The following is an 18,389-nucleotide window of genomic DNA, read 5'->3' as shown; positions in this document are numbered from 1 at the left end:
GAAGTTTGGCGAAGACTCGGGGTTACCAGTCTCGCGCCACAACCACTCCCTGGGGTTATGGGTCCCGACCTTCGCCGGGACGACACTGCGAGTATGGCGGCGCCGTCATCTCACATCCTCAGCAACGCCTGCCGATCGATCTTCCCCGTGCCCGTCTTCGGCAGCTCGTCGATGAAGATCACCTCCCGCGGATATTTGTAAGGAAGCAGCTTGCCCTTGACGTAGTCCTGAAGCTTCCGCGTCGTCATGCCCTGATCGAAGCGGCGGTCGTTCATGACGACCACGGCCTTCAGCGTCATGCGGCGGTCGGGCAGCTCGGCGGCAAACACCGCGCATTCGCGGATTTCCGGGTGATCGGCAAGGCACAGCTCGACCTCCAGCGGATAGACCCACTGGCCGGAGATTTTTACGAGATCATCGGCGCGGCCACGGAAGAAGTGAAAGCCGTCGCTATCGCGGACGAAGCGGTCGCCGGTGTAGATCCAGCCGCCCTCGCGGATCGTCTCGGCCGATTTGTCCGGCCGGTTCCAGTACAGCGGCGTGTTGGAATCGCCGCGCACCCACAAAATGCCCTCTTCGTCGTCGCCGACCTCGCGGCCCTCCTTGTCGCGCAGCGCGACCTCGTAGCCGGGGACGCGCAGGCCGGCGGCGCCGAGCTTCTTCTTGTCGGGGCTGTTGCTGAGATAGATGTGCAGCACCTCGGTCGAACCGAGCCCTTCGACGATCTCGAGGCCCGTAAGCTTCTTCCAGCCGTTGAAAACTTCGGCGGACAGGACTTCGGCCGCCGAGAGCGCCATGCGCAGCGAGGAGAAATCGGTCTTGTCGGCACCTTCGGCCTTGGTCAGCGACGTATAGAGCGTCGGCAGGCCGAAGAAGACGGTGGGCTTGAAGCGTTCGATCGCCTGGAAAATCGTTGCCGGCCTGGGCTGGCCCGGCATCAACAGGGTCGCTGCACCTGCCGAGAACGGGAAGGTGACCGAATTGCCAAAGCCATAGGCGAAGAAGATCTTTGGCACCGAGAAGCAGATGTCATCGGGTCCGAGCTTCAGCACGTTCTTCGCAAAGGCAGCCTCGCTATAGGCCATGTCGTGCTGGAGATGCACGATGCCCTTCGGTCGTCCGGTCGAGCCGGAGGAGTACATCCAGAACGCCATCTCGTTGCGATGCGTATCGGCCTCAGCGAGCTCGGCCGAAAATTGCGCGAGCCAGCCGGCCGCGGCAATCGCCTGCGGCGCGGCGTGTTCACCCGCCTCGCCATTGACGACGATCAGCGTGCGCAGGCCCGTGTCCTTGCAGGCCTCCGCGTTGAAGCGCACGCAGAACTCGGCGTCCGCGACGGCCACGGCCGCGCCGGAATCGGCGAGATAGAATTGCAGCAGGTCCGGCGGCGTCAGCGTGTTGATGAGCAGCGGCACGAAGCCGGCGCGCACCGCGCCGAAGAACGCGGCCGGGTAGGCCGGCGTGTCGTCGAGGAACAGCAGCACGCGGTCGCCGCGTTTCAAGCCGAGCGATGTAAAGCCGTTGCCCCAGCGGCAGACCTCGGCGCACAATTCGGCATAGGTGCGCGTGCCGGCCGGGCCGAGCAGCGCGACCTTGTCGCCGCGGCCCTTGGTGAGGTTGTCGAACAGCACACGGCTTGCATTGTAGATCTGCGGAACGGCAAAGCCGATCTCGCGCGCGCCCGGGCTTTCCGCGGGCACCTGGTCTCGAATCTCCGCGCTCATGCCGCGCTCCCGCCGTTCTTCTCCGCTTCGTAGCGCGCCATGAAGGTGGGCGACATCGCGCGCAGCCGCGCATCGTCGATCCGTCCGGAGCGGGTAATGTAGCTGTAGGCAAAATCCATCAGGTCGAGCTTCATGTGCGCGGCGAAATGCTCGTACCAGCCGGCCGAGGTGCGGGCGGCGTCGACGAGCTTTTGCACAATCGGCTTGCGCTCGGCCTGGTAGCGGTGCAGCGCGGTCGCCAGATGCGCGTCGGACTCCAGCGCCTTCACCAGCGCAATCGCGTCCTCGATCGCGAGCCGCGTGCCCGAGCCGATCGAGAAATGCGCCGAGTGCAGGGCATCGCCGATCAGCACGATGTTCTTGAACGACCAATGCTCGTTCCACACCCAGGGGAAATTGCGCCAGACCGACTTGTTGGAGACCAGGCAGTGGCCGCCGAGCGTGTCGGCAAAGACCTCCTCGCACACGCCCTTGGACTGCTCCACGTCCTTGTAGGCGAAGCCATAGGCCTGCCAGGTCGCGTGGTCGCATTCGACCAGGAAGGTGCTCATGGTCGGCGAATAGCGGTAGTGGTGGGCGTTGAAGGCGCCGCGGTCGGTCTTCACAAAGGTCTGCGACAGCGTGTCGAAACGTTTTGAGGTGCCATACCAGACGAATTTGTTGGACGAATAGGACAGCGAGGTGCCGAAATCGCCCTCGAAGGCGCGCCGCACCAAGGAGTTCAGTCCGTCGGCGGCGACGATCAAATCGTGGCCGTTGAGTTCCTCGATCGCGTGGATCTGGGTGTCGAAGCGCGGTGTGACGCCGACGTCGATCGCGCGCTGCTGCAGGAGTTTCAGCAGGTCGAGCCGCCCGATCGAGGAGAAGCCGACGCCGTCGATGGCGACGCTGTCGCCGCCGAGATTCAGCGTGATGTTCTGCCAGCTCTCCATATGCGGCGCGATCGCGTCGACCGTCTCGGGGTCGTCCGCGCGCAGGAATTCCAGCGCCTGGTCAGAGAACACGACACCAAAACCCCAGGTCGCGTCGGCCGGGTTCTGTTCGAACAGGTCGACCTGGTCCTCGGGGTGGCGCCTTTTCCAGAGATAGGCGAAGTAGAGCCCGCCAGGCCCTCCGCCAATCACGGCGATCCGCAACGTCTGCCTCCCTTATTTGACAGTATACTTACTATCTGGGGCTAGACTAGTCTGCTCCGGCGGTTGGCGCCAGAGGAAATATTGGCAAGTCCGCCAACCAAGGTCCGTCAACTCAAACGCAGCGTTTGACCCAGACGCCGTCCACCAGCACGGTCGTGCACCTGACCGCGGGCACCGGCTTGCGCACCACGACGGCGGCGTTCGGTCCGGCGCAGCCGGCGCGATAGACGCCGCGGGCGCACACGACAGCATTGGCGTCGGTTGCAACCATGGTTGCGCCGAAGGCGAGGATCGCTGACACGATAAGCAGGAACGGACGCATGGCTTCCTCCCGGTCTTGACGTGATCGAAATCGAGATTTCGGAACGTGCTGCGGAGCGGCAAAAATGCGCATGCCATCATGTCATGCGCACGCCAGGAAGTCGACGCGCGCCGGGGCTGCCTACGCGGCGTCGCCAGGCCTCATCGAGCTGCAAACGGCGCCAGCACGTCCTTGCACGCGGGCGACAGCTTCGCGGCCTGGTTTGCAACGCATTGGATGATCCGGCCGCCGCCGGGCGCGACCCCGGCGCACAGCGTGCGGATGTCGGCGCTGCAGGCGGAGCGGATGATGAACAGCTCTTCGCGCGGCAGCAATGGACGCAGCACGATCACGGCCGGCTCAGCCGCCGGTGCTGCGGCCGGCGCTGCGCCTGCAGGCGCCGCTGTTGCTGCCGCACCGCCGCCACCTCCGGCCGCAGCGGTGACGGCCTTCTCGCAGGCCGGCGACAGTTTTGCCTTGTTCTTCTCCAGGCACTGCAAGGCCGGCGCGCCGCCTGGCGGCACGCTGGCGCAGACCTTGGGATAGTCGGAGCGGCATGCGCTCTTGACGGCCGAGATCTCCGCGCTGGTCGGCTGCTTGGCAGCAGCGGGTTTTTCGGCCGACGATTTGGGCGCCGCGGTGGTGGCGGCAGCGGGTTTGGCTGCGGGCTCGGCGGCCGGCGCCGTCGCAGCAGGCGTGGCCTCGGTCTTCGGCGCGGCCGGTGCGGCTTCGGTCTTCGGCGCCGCCGCCGGCTCGATCGCGCGCACCGCGCTCTGGCACGACGACGACAGGCTCGACATGTTCTTTTGCAGGCACTGCAACGCCTCCGCGCCGCCCGGCGGGACGCTCGCGCAATGCGACTGGTAGTCGGACCGGCACGCGGAGCGGATCGCGCTCTTCTGTGCATCGGTCGGCGCCTGCGCCAAAGCCGGTGCTGCAACTGCGAAGAGCGCCGCCGCCAGCAACGCCTGGCGCGTTGCGACACATTTCAACGTCTTGAACATCTGGGTGAGTTCCTGCCCTATCGGTGAAGCCCGGCAATTTGCTTCAAGGCTTCCGAAAATGATGCGCACGCAATCGTCGCGAGGGGATCTCGCGACGCGCATCATTTGCCGCTTTGGCCGCTACCGCAAGTAGAATAGGGTTTCGGCCGGATGTCGCGACGATGTCGTCAGAGCTTGACCATGCGCTTGCCGCGGTTTTCGCCGGCGAGCAATCCGATCAGCGCTTTGGGCGTGTTCGCAAGTCCGTCGATCACGTCCTCCTGCACCTTCAGCTTGCCCGACTTGACCCAGCCTTGCAGATCGGTGAGCGCGCGATCGTATTGTTTTGCGAAATCCATCACGATGAAGCCCTGCATGATCAGTCGCTTCACCACGATGAGGCCGGGCACCCCGCGCGGGCCGTGCGGGGATGGCGCGCCGTCATACTGCGAGACTGCGCCGCAGCAGGCGATGCGGCCAAAATTGGTCATCTGCGGAATGCAGGCTTCGAGAATGTCGCCGCCGACATTGTCGAAATAGACGTCGATGCCCTTGGGTGCGGCGGCGCGCAGCGCCTTGAACGTGGCGCCGTCCTTGTAGTCGACGGCGGCATCGAAGCCGAGCTCCGACATCAGCCAGTTGCATTTGTCGGCACCACCGGCGATGCCGACCACGCGGCATCCCTTGATCTTTGCGATCTGGCCGACGATCGAGCCGACCGAGCCTGCGGCCGCGGAGACGACCACGGTCTCGCCTTCCTTGGGCTTGCCGATCTCCAAAAGGCCGAAATAGGCGGTGAGGCCGGCGATGCCGAACACGCTGAGCAGATGCGTGAGCGGTTCGAGCTTCGGCATCTTGTTCAGGTGCTTTGCGGGCACGGCGGCATAGTCCTGCCAGCCGGTGTCGCCGAACACGATGTCGCCGGCCGCGAGCCCCGGCGCCTTCGAGCTGACGACCTCAGCGATGCCACCTCCCGCCATCACGCTGTTGGCTTCGACGGCAGAGCGATAGGTTGCGCCGTGCATCCAGGCGCGGTTGGCGGCATCGAGCGAGATGTAACGCACGCGCAGCAAGGCCTCGCCATCCTTCGGTTCCGGCACTGCGCCTTCCACCATCTTGAAGTGCTCGGGTCCGAGCTTGCCGCTCGGCTTTTCCACCAGAAGAATCTGGCGATTGACGGTCCCGCTCATGACGTTCCTCTCTGATTGCTTGATGATCTTTTGGCGATTGTTCTGGCGATTATCGGTGCAACTCGCGCGCGGAAAACGAGCAAGCTGCATTTGTTGTGCGCTGCATGAAGGCTAGATCGCCTGTTCCCATTTCGCAACGGAAACATCCCGCTGATCGCGCGGCACGCCAAGCGTGTTGCCGACCGCGAAAAACTGCGACACTATGAAGCGTCGGTGTCTGTGGGGGTACGCAATGTCGAACAGGTTCACGCAATACATCCTTGCCGCGATGGTGCTCGGCATCGTCATGGGCGCAGCGATCTTCAACTTCCTGCCCGATACGCGCGCCGAATGGGCGTCGTCGATCAACCTGATCGCCATGATGTTCCTGCGCCTGATCAAGATGATCATCGCGCCGCTGGTGTTCGCGACCCTGGTCGGCGGCATCGCGCATATGGGCAGTGGCGCGCGGCTCGGGCGCATCTTTGCCAAGACCATGGGCTGGTTCGTCAGCGCCTCCCTCGTCTCGCTGCTGCTCGGCCTCATCATGGTCAATCTGCTGCAGCCGGGTGCGAACTTCCCAGGCACGCTGCCCGCGGCGGGGCAATCGACGGGACTGCCGGTATCGGCCTTCTCGATCGAAAAATTCCTGACCCATCTGATCCCGACCTCGATCGCGGACGCGATGGCGCAGAATGAAATCCTGCAGATCGTGATATTCGCCGTGTTCTTCTCGGTGGCAATGGGCTCGATGCCCGAGCGGTCGAAACCGATTTTGGCGATGATCGACGACGTCGCTCACATCATGCTCAAGGTGACGAGCTATGTGATGCTGTTCGCCCCGCTCGCGGTCTGGGCCGCCATCACCGCAACGGTCGCCAAGAACGGCCTCGGCGTGCTCTGGAAGCTCGTGGTCTTCATGGGCGGCTTCTATCTCGCGCTCGCGATCCTGTGGGTCATCCTGGTGGTGGTCGGCTTCGTCGTGATCGGGCCGAGATACAGCCATCTCCTGAAGCTGATCCGCGAGCCGCTGATGATCGCGTTCTCCACCGCGAGCTCGGAGGCCGCCTATCCGAAGACGCTGGAGGGGCTGACGAAGTTCGGTGCGTCCTCGCGCATCTCGAGCTTCGTGCTGCCGCTCGGCTATTCCTTCAACCTCGACGGCACGATGATGTACTGCACCTTCGCCAGCATCTTCATCGCGCAGACCTATCACATCGAGATGTCGCTCGCGACGCAGCTCGCGATGCTGGCAACCTTGATGATCACCTCCAAGGGCGTCGCCGGCGTGCCGCGCGCCTCGCTGGTGGTGATCGCCTCGACGCTGGCGCAGTTCGGCATCCCCGAGGCCGGGTTGTTGATGATCATGGGCATCGACACCTTCCTCGACATGGGACGCAGCGCCACCAACGTGATCGGCAACTCGCTCGCGACCGCCGTGGTCGCGAAATGGGAAGGCGAGCTCGGGCCCGAGCATGAGCTCGGACCGGGCGAGCAGGTGACGCCGGACATGGTCCCCGGCGAGGTGCCCGCCATGGCCGGCCATGGTTAGGAGTGCATCATGGGCCAGACACTGGCGAGGTCATTGACCTCTGGCTGCCTGTGGCTCGCGGCATGCTTGCTCGCGACCGCGGCGTCCGCCCAGACCGGCAGCGAGGGGTTGAGCCCGACGCTGTCGGCCATCAAGAGCGCGCATGTCGTGCGGCTCGGCTATCGCGAAAGCTCGCCGCCGTTCTCCTTCCTCGATCAGGCCAACCGTCCGATCGGCTACAGCCTCGAGCTCTGCGAGGCCATCGTCGAGGAGATCGGCGTCGAGGTCGACGATCCCAATCTCAGGATCGAATACGTCAAGGTCACCTCGGACGACCGTATCGACGCCGTCCTGCAGAGGAAGATCGACCTCGAATGCGGCTCGACCACGGCGAACGCCGAGCGCGCCAAGCGCGTGGCGTTCTCGCCGTTGATGTTCGTCGCCGGTACCAAGCTGATGGTGCCGAAGGCGGCGGCCGTCTCCGGCGTTACGGATCTCAAGGGCAAGACCGTGGTGGTGACCAAGGGCACCACCAACGAGCAGGCGATGCACGCGGCCGACAAGAAGTTCTCGCTCGGCCTCAACATCGTGACCTCGCCGGACCACGAGCAGTCGTTCCAGATGCTCGCCGACGGCAAGGCGGACGCGTTCGCGACCGACGACATCCTGCTCTACGGCCTGATCGTGCGCCACAAGGCGCAGGACAAGTTCCGTGTCGTCGGCGACTATCTGTCCTACGATCCCTACGGCATCATGTTCCGCAAGGGCGAGCCGCAATTGTCGGCCGTGGTCGAGCGCACCTTCCGCAAGCTCGGCTCCAACCGCGACCTCGTCCCGCTCTACAACAAATGGTTCACCGCACGACTCCCCACCGGCGAACGCCTGAACGTGCCGATCTCGCTGCAACTCGAGGAAGCCTTCAAGGCGATGGACGATTCGCCGAGCGCGAATAATTAGCGCGGCATCGTTGATGCGCTGAGTGGCCGGCTCTTACCCTCCCCTGGAGGGGGAGGGTCGGCTCACTTTGAGCGCAGCGAAATGTGAGCCGGGGTGGGGTGATCTATCAACGCAGGAAGTGTTCCGTGTGGAGAGACCTTCACCCCACCCCGCTACGCATTCCGCTTCGCTGCATGCATAGCGACCCTCCCCCTCCAGGGGAGGGTAAGGTCACCGTGACGCTGTATTATCTTCAAACACCCGATCCAGTGCTGCGCCGTAGGTCGCATGCGCGAGCTCCGGATAGAGTTTGCCGAGCGCCTCCATCATCACGCCGGAGTTGATCTCCAGCACCTTCCAGGCGCCGCCCGTGCGGACGATGTCGATCGAGGCGAAGCGGATGCCGATGGCGCGGGCGGCAGCGATGGCGATCGCGACGCAGGCGGTGCGGACGTCCCCATCCTCGATCAGGACGGGTCTCGCGCCGGCGTCGAGATTGTGGCGCCAGTTCAGGATGCGGCGTTCGCCGGCCGGCACAATGGCGTCGAGCGCATCGGGTGCGACATCGCCGAGCCGCGCTTCGAGCGCGGTGGCGCGCGCCAGCTCGCGCAAGGTGTGCGTGCCGTCGCCGGTGACCGACGGACGCTCCTTGCGATAGACCACCATCGGGGTCTCTTCGAGAAGGATGACGCGGACCTCCTCCTCGATGTCGACGAAAGGTGAAATCACCAGCGCCTGGCTGGACGTGAAGATTTTTTCGACTGCAAGCTGAAGCTCGCGCGCGTTGGTCACCCGGATGACCAGCCGGCCGGCCGTTCCTTCATTGGGCTTTAGCACGAGGCCTTGCTGGTTGTCCGCGAGCAGCGCGCGCATCATCTCTTCGGCGCCGGGCGCGGGGACGAGTTTTGGATCGATGAAGAGACGATGGGGAATGCAGGGCACGCCGGACAAGGCCAGCACCTCCGCGGCCGCCGACTTGTCGTTGGCGAGCCGGTGCGCGATCGCGCTGTTGAGGCCGATGTCGTAGCCGAAGGCGAAATGGCGCTGTGGTCCGCGACGCATCGCGATCAGCCAGCCGTCGGCCCGCACGTCGATGTCGATGTCGTGGCGGGCGCAATAGTGCCGTATCGCCTGTACGAAGATCCGCTCGGGCATGTCCAAACCGTCTCATCCGCGCAAAAACCGCCGTCATGCGGAAATCAGCGGTCTGCCATGGCAGAAATCAGAACTATTCTTAATGAATTTTGCGCGAGCGGGATGGAAATTAAGTGCTGCGGGCGAGCCCTGCGGGGAAAAGAAATTGCCCGCTACGCGTGCAAGGCAGAAAATTCGTTAATTATGCTGCAGATCCGGCCAAAAATGCCGGTTTGACCGGCGTCAATGCGCCCGGGACGAGGTTGATTATCTGTCTCAATGGCGTAGATCACACACGCGAAATCATCCGCCATGACAGTGGTGTACGACCCCGTTTCGGGGCCAGGCCACCTTTGTTCAAGAGCCACCCTTTTGTTCAAGACCCGCATCAATTCGGAATATCGAGACACATGAGCGCGTTCTATCGAGAGAAGGTTCTTTCCGTCCAGCACTGGACCGACACCCTGTTCAGCTTCCGCGCCACGCGCGACTCCGGCTTCCGTTTCCAGAACGGCCAGTTCGCGATGATCGGCCTCGAGGTCGACGGCCGGCCGCTGCTGCGGGCCTACAGCATGGCGAGCGCCAATCACGAGGAAGAGCTCGAGTTCTTCTCCATCAAGGTTCAGGACGGCCCGCTCACCTCGCGCCTCCAGAAGATCAAGGAAGGCGACACCATTTTGGTCGGCCGCAAGGCGACCGGCACGCTGATCGCCGACAACCTGATTGCCGGCAAGCGGCTGTTGCTGCTGTCGACCGGCACCGGCCTTGCGCCGTTCGCGAGCTTGATCAAGGACCCCGACGTCTATGACCGGTTCGAGAGCATCGTCCTGGTGCATGGCTGCCGCCAGGTCTCCGAGCTCGCCTATGGCGAGCAGCTCGTCGCCGGCCTGCAGGACGACGAACTGTTCGGACCGCTGCTCTCCGAGAAGCTGGTCTACTATCCGACCGTGACCCGCGAGCCGTTCCGCAATCGCGGCCGCATCACCGACCTCATCAATTCGAACCAGTTGTTTGAGGACATCGGCCAGGGTCCGCTCGACATCGCAACCGACCGCATCATGATGTGCGGCAGCCCCGCCATGCTCGAAGAGCTCAAGGTCATGTTCGAAGGCAAGGGCTTTGCCGAAGGCAGCGGCAACACGCCCGGCCACTTCGTGATCGAAAAGGCGTTCGTGGAGCGCTGAGCTCCGCTGAAGCGATCAATCTGAGTTGTCGTCCCGTTTTGTGGGACGACATTGCCCCATGCACGTCGTCCTGGACAACCGAGCGGAGCGAGCGCTGATCCAGGACCCCTAACCACAGGACGTGGTTTGGCGAAGACTCGGGGTTATCAGCTCGCGTAACGACTCCTCCCTGGGGTTATGGGTCCTGGCTTTCGCCTGGCTTTCGCCAGGACGACAGCGGAGGGTGGGCCGGCCTCCCTCGTCACTCGCTTACGCACTCTCTCACCCCCACCCAATTTTGTTATTGGCTCGCTTTCCGCGCGCACTGCTATAATTTCCCCCAAAACCTCGCGGGCCGTAGCGCAGCGCGAGAGCAGGGGGAGAGCCGCACGCCTTGACCGTGATCGATCATGTTCGCTCGCCAAAGCCGACGGCCTTCGTGCTGGCGGGCGGCGGCAGCTTTGGGGCGATCCAGGTCGGCATGATGCATTCGCTGGCCAAGCATGGCATCACAGCCGACCTCGTGGTCGGCTCCAGCGTCGGCGCGATCAACGGCGCCTATTATGCCGGCGATCCCACGCTAAAAGGCGTGCTCGGGCTCGAAGCGATCTGGCGCGGCCTCAGGCGCCATGACGTCTTCCCCATCACCTGGCGCACCATGCTCGGCTTCCTGTGGCGGCGCGACTTCCTGATACCCCATGACGGCATCCGCAAGCTGATCGACGATCATCTGCCCTATCGCAATCTCGAGGATGCCAAGCTGCCGGTGTACATCGTCGCCACCGACATCATCTCGGGCGACAGCGTGGTGATCTCGGAAGGTTCCGCATCGGACGCGATTGTCGCCTCGACTGCCATCCCCGGCGCCTTTACGCCGGTTCGCTACCACGATCGTTATCTCGCCGACGGCGCGATCTCCTCCAACACGCCGGTGCGGGTCGCAGTGAAGCAGGGCGCAAAGCGCCTGATCGTACTGCCAACCGGACATGCCTGTGCCGTGACCGACCCGCCGGTCGGCGCGGTGGCCAACGCGTTGCATGCGCTGACGCTTCTGATCGCGCGGCAGTTGGTGGCGGAGCTCGAAGGGCTCGATCCGGAGATCGAGTATTTTGTGGTGCCGCCGCTCTGCCCGCTGGTCGGCTCACCCTACGATTTCTCGCGCACCGAGGACCATATCGAACGCGCGGTGGGGAGCACCGATGCCTGGCTCGCCCAAAGCGGCCTCGAGCAACAGGGGCGGATTCCGCACGAGGCGCGCCCGCACAGTCACTGACATGTCATTTCGGTGCGCTCTATTGCACCGCAATAGAGCATGATCCGGACCCGAAGGGCCGCGTTAGCGCAAAGCGTGTAGCGGTTTTCCGGAAAGATCATGCTCAAACAAAGAGCTAGAGCGCGATCACGATTCAACCTGATCTCATCGCGCTCTGGTCCTGCTCATCTGATGGATTGATTTGAACGGTACGAATTCGGTAGCCTGAAACTCGAGCCGCGTCATATCCGTAGACGAGGCGCGGGCGGATCGTACCCCCGTCATTCGACGAGAGGATGTGACTGTGGCCAACGTCAACAAATCGCATAACCAGCCCAGAGGACCTCTCGAGGAAGGGATCATGGAGACCCTCCTGCTTCCCTTCTCGCCACGCTTCATCGTGCTGACGATCTGCGCGGTCGTGACCGCGCTGCTCGTCGGCATCGGCATCGCCGATCGCAAGATCTTCGACATCCTGCTCGTTCCGATCATCATCTTCGGCGGGCTGACTCTGCTCGGCGTGCGCGATCTGCTCCAGAAGGGCCACGCGGTCCTGCGCAACTACCCGATCTCGGCGCATATCCGCTTCCTGCTCGAAGAGATCCGCCCGGAGATGCGGCAATATTTCTTCGAGAGCGAGAAGGACGGCATGCCGTTCTCCCGCGACATCCGCGCGGTGGTCTATCAGCGCGCCAAGATGCAGCTCGACAAGCGCCCGTTCGGCACCCAGGAGGACGTCTACCGTGAGGGTTACGAGTGGATGCACCATTCGGTGTCGCCGAAGACGCGCGTCGACGAAAAATTCCGCATCACCATCGGGGGCCCGGACTGCAAGAAGCCGTATTCGGCCTCGGTGTTCAACATCTCGGCCATGAGCTTTGGCGCGCTCAGCCCCAACGCGGTGCGCGCGCTCAATGCGGGCGCGAGGAAGGGCGGCTTTGCGCACGACACCGGCGAGGGCGGCGTCAGCCCCTATCACCGCGAGATGGGCGGCGACATCATCTGGGAGATCGGCTCCGGCTATTTCGGCTGCCGCAACAAGGACGGCAGCTTCAATCCGGATGAGTTCGCGCGCATCGCCGGCGAAGACCAGATCAAGATGGTCGAGCTCAAGATCAGCCAGGGCGCCAAGCCCGGCCATGGCGGCGTGCTGCCTGCGGCAAAGGTGTCGGAGGAGATCTCGAAGATCCGCGGCGTGTCGATGGGCGAGGACTGCATCTCGCCGGCCTCGCACCGCGCCTTCTCGACTCCGATCGGGATGATGCAGTTCATCGCCGAGATGCGGCGTCTCTCGGGCGGCAAGCCGGCCGGCTTCAAGCTGTGCATCGGTCATCCCTGGGAGTTTCTCGCGATCTGCAAGGCGATGCTCCAGACCGGCATCTATCCGGATTTCATCGTCGTCGACGGCAATGAGGGCGGCACGGGCGCGGCGCCGCTCGAGTTCATGGACCATCTGGGCATGCCGATGCGCGAGGGCGTCAATTTCGTCCACAACGCGCTGGTCGGCATCAATGCGCGCGACCGCATCAAGCTCGGCGCCTCCGGCAAGGTCGCGACCGCCTTCGACATGGCGCGCGCGATGGCGATCGGCGCGGACTGGTGCAATTCGGCGCGCGGCTTCATGTTCTCGCTCGGCTGCATCCAGTCGCTGAGCTGTCACACCGACCGCTGCCCGACGGGCGTGGCGACACAGGACCCGACGCGTGCGCGCGCGCTCTACGTGCCGCTCAAGATCGACCGGGTCTACAATTATCACCACGCCACGCTGCACTCGCTGTCCGAGCTGATCGCGGCCGCCGGCCTCGAACATCCGCAGGAACTGCGCCCGATCCACTTCACCCAGCGCAACTCGACCACCGAGGTGCGTTCCTTCGCGCAGCTCTATCCCGCGCTGCGTCCGGGCGAATTGCTCGACGGCACCGAGGACGAGCGCTTCCGCGACGCCTGGCGGATGGCGCGGGCGGACACGTTCCAGCCTGCGATGTGAGGCGGCGCGGCCGCAGGCGCCCCCGGTTGCCGCAGACGTCTGAAATTCATCGCGAGCGGGCTCGCGCATTTAGCGATTGATTGAGGTTTTGGTGTAGGCTTGCCGCATGGACGAGCGGCGAGACAAGTCGCGGCACCGCGTATTGAAGGCCGGAACGATCGAGTTTGGCGGCGGCGCGATCGACTGCACCATCCGCAACTATTCCGAAGCCGGCGCCGCGCTCGACGTCACGAGCCCCATCGGCATTCCCGATCGCTTTACACTCTTTGTGCCCGCCGACGGAAAGCACCTGCCCTGTCGCGTCGTCTGGCGCAAGGAAAAGCGCATCGGCGTGAAGTTCGATTGAGTCTCTCTTTCCCTCTCCCCTTGTGGGGGGTGGCTCGCCGCTCTTGCGGCGAGACGGGTGAGGGGTCTCTCTCCGCAGTAATTCACTCGCATTTGGATTCGCGGATAGAACCCCTCATCCGGCGCCATAGCCGATGCAAAGCATCGGCGTTCTTGAGAACGGCGGCCGAAGGCCGCCTATGCCACCTTCTCCCACAAGGGGAGAAGGAAGAATGATCACGCCGCCGCCTGCTCCCTGCGTGTCGCAAGGATCTTGTCGATCCTCCGGCCGTCGAGGTCGATCACCTCGATATGCCAGCCGCCGAGATCGAAGGCATCGCCGACATTGGGCAGCACGTTGAACTGCTGCAGCACGAGCCCCGCCACGGTGTGGAAGCGGTGATGCGGCGGCAGCTCGATGCCGAGCAACTCGCCGAACTCGTCGACCGGCATCCAGCCCTCAATCAGCAGCGTATCGTCTGATCGTTTGACGTAGGCCGGCTCCGGCGGTCCCTCCTCGGAGTGGAAGGCGCCGACGATCGATTCCAGGATGTCGGCCGCAGTGACCACGCCTTCGAAGCCGCCATATTCGTCATAGACGAGGCCGACATGCACCGGCGCAGCCCTGAGGATCGCGAGCACGTCGCGCGCGTCCGCCGAGGCCGGGATGCCGGGGGCCTCGCGCACCAGGGCCCGCAGATCCGGCGTGCGCTCGTTCATGTAGGCGACCAGCAGATCCTTGGCCTGGAGCACGCCGATCGGCTTGTCGCGGTCGCCGTCGGAGGCGGGAAAGCGCGAATGCGGGCTTTTGGCGATGATCGCGCGGATGGTCTCCGGATCGTCGCTGAGATCGATCTCGTCGACCTCGGTGCGCGGCGTCATGACCGCGCCGACCGGCCGGTCGCCGAGCCGCATCACGCCCGCGATCATCTCCTTCTCGCCGGGCTCCAGCACGCCGGCGCTCTCGGCTTCGTGGACGAGGTGATGGATCTCGTCCTCGGAGACCGTCTCCTCCGCCTTGCCGCCGCGGCCGAGCAGCGTGAGGATGACCTTGCCGGAGAGGTCGAGCAGCAGCACCAGCGGCAGTGAGATTTTTGCCAGCAGCTCCATCGCCGGCGCGACCTTCACGGCGATGCTTTCGGGATCGCGCAGCGCCACCTGCTTCGGCACGAGCTCGCCGACGATCAGGGTCGCATAGGTGATCACGGTGACGACGATGCCGACGCCGACGATGTCGGCGACCCTCGACGACAGCCCGAGCTCGACAAGCCATTGCGCCAGCCGCTGCCCGAGCGTCGCGCCGGAGAACGCACCCGAGAGCACGCCGACCAGCGTGATGCCGATCTGAACCGTCGACAGGAACCGTCCGGGATCCGACGCCAGGGCCAGCGCGCGATGGGCGCCGCGCACGCCCTTGTTGGCGAGGATGGTCAGGCGCGCCGGGCGCGACGAGACGACGGCGAGCTCCGACATGGACAGCAGGCCGTTGACGACGATCAGGACGACGACGATAGCGAGTTCGAGAGAGAGCATTGCACGCGAATAGGTTGGGGTCCCCGGTCGGGCGGTCGCCGGACCAAAGCCAGTATATAGGCATTCGACGCCGGGATTGCCGGGTTCCGACCAAATTGCCGCAGGCGTCAGAGCGTTTTCGAGCGAAGTGGATACCGGTTCGCGTCAAGAAAACGCGTCAGAACAAGAATCTAGAGCCCCGTTCCAATGGAATCCGAACGGGGCTCTAGTCCCGCGCGTTGCCGGGGGAACCGGTTTCACCTAGGGTTAAAGGCTTCGGGGGTGTCGCAGCCTCCCCGTGAAGTGGCGATCCCACGCAAGCGCTGCTCGCTGAACCATGGAGCGAGCAATGGATGGGATCGCACTCGAACTTGCTGTTTTCCTGTTGGCCACGTTCGCCGGTGCCTTCGTCGCCGGCCTGTCCGGATTTGCCTTCGGCCTGGTCGCGGCCTCGTTGTGGCTCTACGTCCTGACGCCGCTGCAGAGCGCCAGCCTGATCATCGGTTTCGGCCTGTTGGTGCAGGGCTACTCGGTCTGGAAGCTGCGCGCGGCGCTGGACTGGCGCAGGCTGTGGCCGTTCGTGATCGGGGCAGTGATCGGTGTGCCCGCGGGGGTCACGCTGCTGACCTCCGCCGATCCGCGCAACGTCCGCATCGCCGTTGGAATCATCCTGATCGCCTACAGCCTCTATGCGCTGTTCCGGCCGCAGCTCAAGCTCGCTGCCGCCGTGCCGCCCGCCGCCGAAGCGGCGGTCGGATTTTTCAACGGCGTGCTCGGCGGGCTCACCGGCCTTGCCGGCATCATCGTCACCATCTGGTGCAATCTGCGGGGCCTGCCGAAGGATGTCCAGCGCGCGACGTTCCAGCCGGTCGCGGTCGTTGTATTCGCCATGGCCGCGCTGTGGCTCGGCGTGAAGGGATCGCTCACGGTCGAGACGGCAAGACTGTTTGTGCTCGGCCTGCCGTTTTTGTTCGCGGGCACATGGCTCGGGCTAAAACTGTTCGGCCGGATCGACGAGGCAGTGTTTCGCAAGATCGTGCTTGCGCTTCTGTTCGTCTCCGGCGTCGCGCTGTTGTTCTAGAATTCCCCGTGCAGCCGCCCCGAGAAGATCGAGACCGGTCCGCGATCGGCGTTGTAGGCGGGGTTGGTGATGAGCTGGTAGTCGGCGGTGAAGGTCAGCGCCTTGTTCAAGGCGTAGGCGTAATAGGCTTCCAGCACCCGCTCGCGCCGGTAGTTGAGGGCGCCGTCGCCGATCAGCGGGCCCAGCCCGCCGGCCGCGATGAAGTCGCGATGATCCTGCGAAAGCCCGTTGATGGCGCCGGCGATGCCAATGACGTCATCGGGCCGGCCCCATCTGGTGCCCTTGATCGAGGTGCCCATCGACAGGCTGCGGTCGATGTCGGTGAACGCCATGATCTCGTTTCGTCCGTCGTTCCAGCTCCAGCGGCCGAACACGCCGATGTCGTCGGTGATGGCTTGCTCGAGGTTGAGGGCGTAGCCGTATTTGATGCGGCCCGTACGCGTTTGGGAGATGTCGAGATTGAGCGCGGGATTGTTCAGCGTGTCGCGATAGCTGCCGGCATTGACGCTGTTGACGAAGCCGAGCATGCGCAGCTTGCCCGGTTGGCCGAACAGCGAATAACGGGTCTCCAGCTCCGCGACATATTCGCCGCGGCGCGGGATGTTCATGTCAAAGTTGTTCGAGTTCGAGACGGCGTCGACCAGGAAATAGCCGGCGCGGATCGCCCACTGCTTTTGATTCAATTCCGCGGTGGCGCCATAGCCGAGACCCAGCTTGTCCGCGCCATAGTCGAAGGCACCCGACGCCCAGATCGACCAGTTGATGAAGTCCTTGCGTGGGTCGTGGGCGTAGGAATTGCCGTCGAACACGTCGACCACCGAGAACTTGCCGGCTTGCAGCGTCAGACGCGAGACGTCGGCCTTTCCGGCGAGCTGAAACTGGCCGCTGGCGAGCTCTTCCTGCTCGCCGCCGAAGCCGAAGGTGTGACGCACGAACAGGCGCGACGGATTGAAATGCGGATAGGGGAAGCCGGACTTTTGCGCCTCGCCGTTGGGGAAGCCCGCGGCGCCGGTCGTGTTGTTGAAGCCAAAGCCCTGCAGCAGCTCCGGATTGAAGTAGACCTCGCCGCCGTCCCAGAGCCGCGCGTTGAGATAGAGCGAGTTGCTCCAGGTCTCCTGATATTGCGGTGCCGGCGTCAGGCTGTTCGGGCCGCTATAGGGTGCGCGGAACGACGGATAGCCTTGCGCGATGAACGTCGACTGGCCATGAATTTCCCAGCGGTCCGACTCGGTGTCGATGACAGATGACTTCGGGTTGTAGCTCGGCATGCCCGGCCAATCGATCTTGCGATTGAGGCCGAGACGGATGGTCTGGTAATCCAGCGTCGATGCGTAGTTCACGCCCGACGGGAAGGTGACGTTGACGTCCTCGAACTTGCGATAGAGATATTCGAGCCGCGCCGTCCAATGCGGGGCAAAAGCATATTCGACGCCCGCACCCGCAGCCCAGCCGAGTCGCGTGTTCAGCCGCCGGTCCTCGACATCGCCCGTCGGCGTCGAAAGGAAGCGTTCGCCTGCGAAGGCGAGTCCGCCGGTCGCGTAAAACAGCCAGGCGCCGGTGGCATAGCCGATCCGGCCGCGAATGCTCGCAAAATAGTCCCAGCGCTCTTCGGCGCTCGATAGCGCGGTGACCGCGGAGTTTACGACATGGTTCGACGGCAAATAGTTCGGGAACGAGATGTCGCCTTCAACGCCAAGGAGCAGGCCGGAATTGAGCCACCAGTTGTAGCCGGCCTGCACGCCGCCGGTCGCGCCGCCATGAACGTTGTGATTGGTCGCGATGGTGGGATCGGTCAGCGTCGCGCTTGATGTGCCGAAGCCGTAGCCGACATGGGCGCCGATATAGAGGCCGGTCCAGTCGTAGACCGCCTTCCACGCCGGTGCCTTCAACGGCAGATCGGCCGCCGGCGCCGCCTCAGTGACGGCCAGCACACCCAGTGCACTCGCGGCGGAAGCCCGCAATAGTCGTAGACGTTTTACTCTCACCCCCGCCCCCAAGCGCGAATTGTCCCTCACGCCCCGGTATCCCTGCAGATTCGGAGCGACGCTGTCATCAGCGGCTTGGATATCGCCAGTTCGACCGGATGATCGCCGGCCGGCGCGGTTTCTTCCCAAGTCCCGGTAATGTCTCAGAACCTTATTGCGAGTAATTCGCAA

General features: G+C 64.1%; 16 protein-coding genes. 7 read left to right on the top strand and 9 right to left on the bottom strand.

All coding sequences use genetic code 11. From position 1 onward, the window contains the following. Positions 1–110 precede the first annotated feature (110 nt). From JQ632_RS20715 to JQ632_RS20690, 6 genes are all read right to left on the bottom strand, one after another. Positions 111–1,724 (bottom strand): benzoate-CoA ligase family protein, encoded by a 1,614-nt coding sequence (locus JQ632_RS20715; RefSeq protein ID WP_212404426.1) that lies wholly within the window; start codon positions 1,722–1,724, stop codon positions 111–113. Then, complete coding sequence (locus JQ632_RS20710) at positions 1,721–2,860, bottom strand: FAD-dependent monooxygenase (protein WP_212404425.1); 1,140 nt, start codon at positions 2,858–2,860, stop codon at positions 1,721–1,723. Before JQ632_RS20710 ends, JQ632_RS20715 begins: the two co-directional genes overlap by 4 nt. Before the next feature lie 112 nt (positions 2,861–2,972). Continuing rightward, positions 2,973–3,182 (bottom strand): hypothetical protein, encoded by a 210-nt coding sequence (locus JQ632_RS20705; protein ID WP_212404424.1) that lies wholly within the window; start codon positions 3,180–3,182, stop codon positions 2,973–2,975. 140 nt (positions 3,183–3,322) lie between these two features. After that, positions 3,323–4,165, bottom strand: coding sequence for a cysteine rich repeat-containing protein (locus tag JQ632_RS20700; protein WP_212404423.1), 843 nt, complete (start codon positions 4,163–4,165; stop codon positions 3,323–3,325). A gap of 167 nt (positions 4,166–4,332) precedes the next feature. Further along, entirely contained in the window at positions 4,333–5,334 is a 1,002-nt protein-coding gene (locus JQ632_RS20695) for an NADP-dependent oxidoreductase (RefSeq protein WP_212404422.1), read from the bottom strand. A gap of 111 nt (positions 5,335–5,445) precedes the next feature. Then, positions 5,446–5,583: a hypothetical protein gene (locus tag JQ632_RS20690; protein ID WP_212404421.1), complete on the bottom strand. Its 138-nt coding sequence runs from the start codon at positions 5,581–5,583 to the stop codon at positions 5,446–5,448. On the opposite strand from JQ632_RS20690, the gene JQ632_RS20685 reads away from it, so the two are divergent. Both JQ632_RS20685 and JQ632_RS20680 read left to right on the top strand, forming a co-directional pair. Continuing rightward, positions 5,567–6,865 (top strand): dicarboxylate/amino acid:cation symporter, encoded by a 1,299-nt coding sequence (locus JQ632_RS20685; protein ID WP_212404420.1) that lies wholly within the window; start codon positions 5,567–5,569, stop codon positions 6,863–6,865. The genes JQ632_RS20690 and JQ632_RS20685 overlap by 17 nt on opposite strands. Before the next feature lie 9 nt (positions 6,866–6,874). Next, complete coding sequence (locus tag JQ632_RS20680) at positions 6,875–7,801, top strand: amino acid ABC transporter substrate-binding protein (RefSeq protein ID WP_212404419.1); 927 nt, start codon at positions 6,875–6,877, stop codon at positions 7,799–7,801. Between the two features lie 210 nt (positions 7,802–8,011). Here the strand turns inward: JQ632_RS20680 and JQ632_RS20675 are convergent, their stop codons facing one another. Beyond that, positions 8,012–8,935, bottom strand: coding sequence for a RimK-like protein (locus tag JQ632_RS20675; protein ID WP_212404418.1), 924 nt, complete (start codon positions 8,933–8,935; stop codon positions 8,012–8,014). A 389-nt stretch (positions 8,936–9,324) separates the two neighbouring features. On the opposite strand from JQ632_RS20675, the gene JQ632_RS20670 reads away from it, so the two are divergent. The 4 genes from JQ632_RS20670 to JQ632_RS20655 all read left to right on the top strand — a co-directional run bounded on the left by JQ632_RS20670 (position 9,325) and on the right by JQ632_RS20655 (position 13,662). Beyond that, a complete protein-coding gene (locus JQ632_RS20670) occupies positions 9,325–10,098 on the top strand; it encodes a ferredoxin--NADP reductase (protein WP_212404417.1) in 774 nt (257 codons plus the stop codon). Between the two features lie 373 nt (positions 10,099–10,471). After that, a complete protein-coding gene (locus JQ632_RS20665; protein WP_212404416.1) occupies positions 10,472–11,350 on the top strand; it encodes a patatin-like phospholipase family protein in 879 nt (292 codons plus the stop codon). 340 nt (positions 11,351–11,690) lie between these two features. After that, a complete protein-coding gene (locus JQ632_RS20660; RefSeq protein WP_212404415.1) occupies positions 11,691–13,316 on the top strand; it encodes an FMN-binding glutamate synthase family protein in 1,626 nt (541 codons plus the stop codon). Positions 13,317–13,422: 106 nt separating this feature from the next. After that, positions 13,423–13,662: a PilZ domain-containing protein gene (locus JQ632_RS20655; RefSeq protein WP_212404414.1), complete on the top strand. Its 240-nt coding sequence runs from the start codon at positions 13,423–13,425 to the stop codon at positions 13,660–13,662. Between the two features lie 215 nt (positions 13,663–13,877). Here the strand turns inward: JQ632_RS20655 and JQ632_RS20650 are convergent, their stop codons facing one another. Beyond that, positions 13,878–15,173 (bottom strand): hemolysin family protein, encoded by a 1,296-nt coding sequence (locus tag JQ632_RS20650; protein WP_212404413.1) that lies wholly within the window; start codon positions 15,171–15,173, stop codon positions 13,878–13,880. A gap of 328 nt (positions 15,174–15,501) precedes the next feature. On the opposite strand from JQ632_RS20650, the gene JQ632_RS20645 reads away from it, so the two are divergent. Next, positions 15,502–16,233 carry a sulfite exporter TauE/SafE family protein gene (locus JQ632_RS20645; RefSeq protein ID WP_212404412.1) on the top strand — a complete coding sequence of 244 codons (732 nt, stop codon included), beginning with the start codon at positions 15,502–15,504 and terminating at the stop codon, positions 16,231–16,233. Here the strand turns inward: JQ632_RS20645 and JQ632_RS20640 are convergent. Then, positions 16,230–18,194 carry a carbohydrate porin gene (locus tag JQ632_RS20640; RefSeq protein ID WP_212404459.1) on the bottom strand — a complete coding sequence of 655 codons (1,965 nt, stop codon included), beginning with the start codon at positions 18,192–18,194 and terminating at the stop codon, positions 16,230–16,232. The two genes, JQ632_RS20645 and JQ632_RS20640, sit on opposite strands and share 4 nt — an antisense overlap. Positions 18,195–18,389: the final 195 nt, after the last annotated feature.

The organism is Bradyrhizobium liaoningense (genome assembly GCF_018130955.1).
In the GTDB taxonomy this organism is placed as follows: Bacteria; Pseudomonadota; Alphaproteobacteria; order Rhizobiales; family Xanthobacteraceae; genus Bradyrhizobium; species Bradyrhizobium liaoningense_C.
The sequence above is the reverse complement of the archived record's forward strand: the minus strand, read 5'-3'. Positions and strand labels throughout refer to the sequence as shown.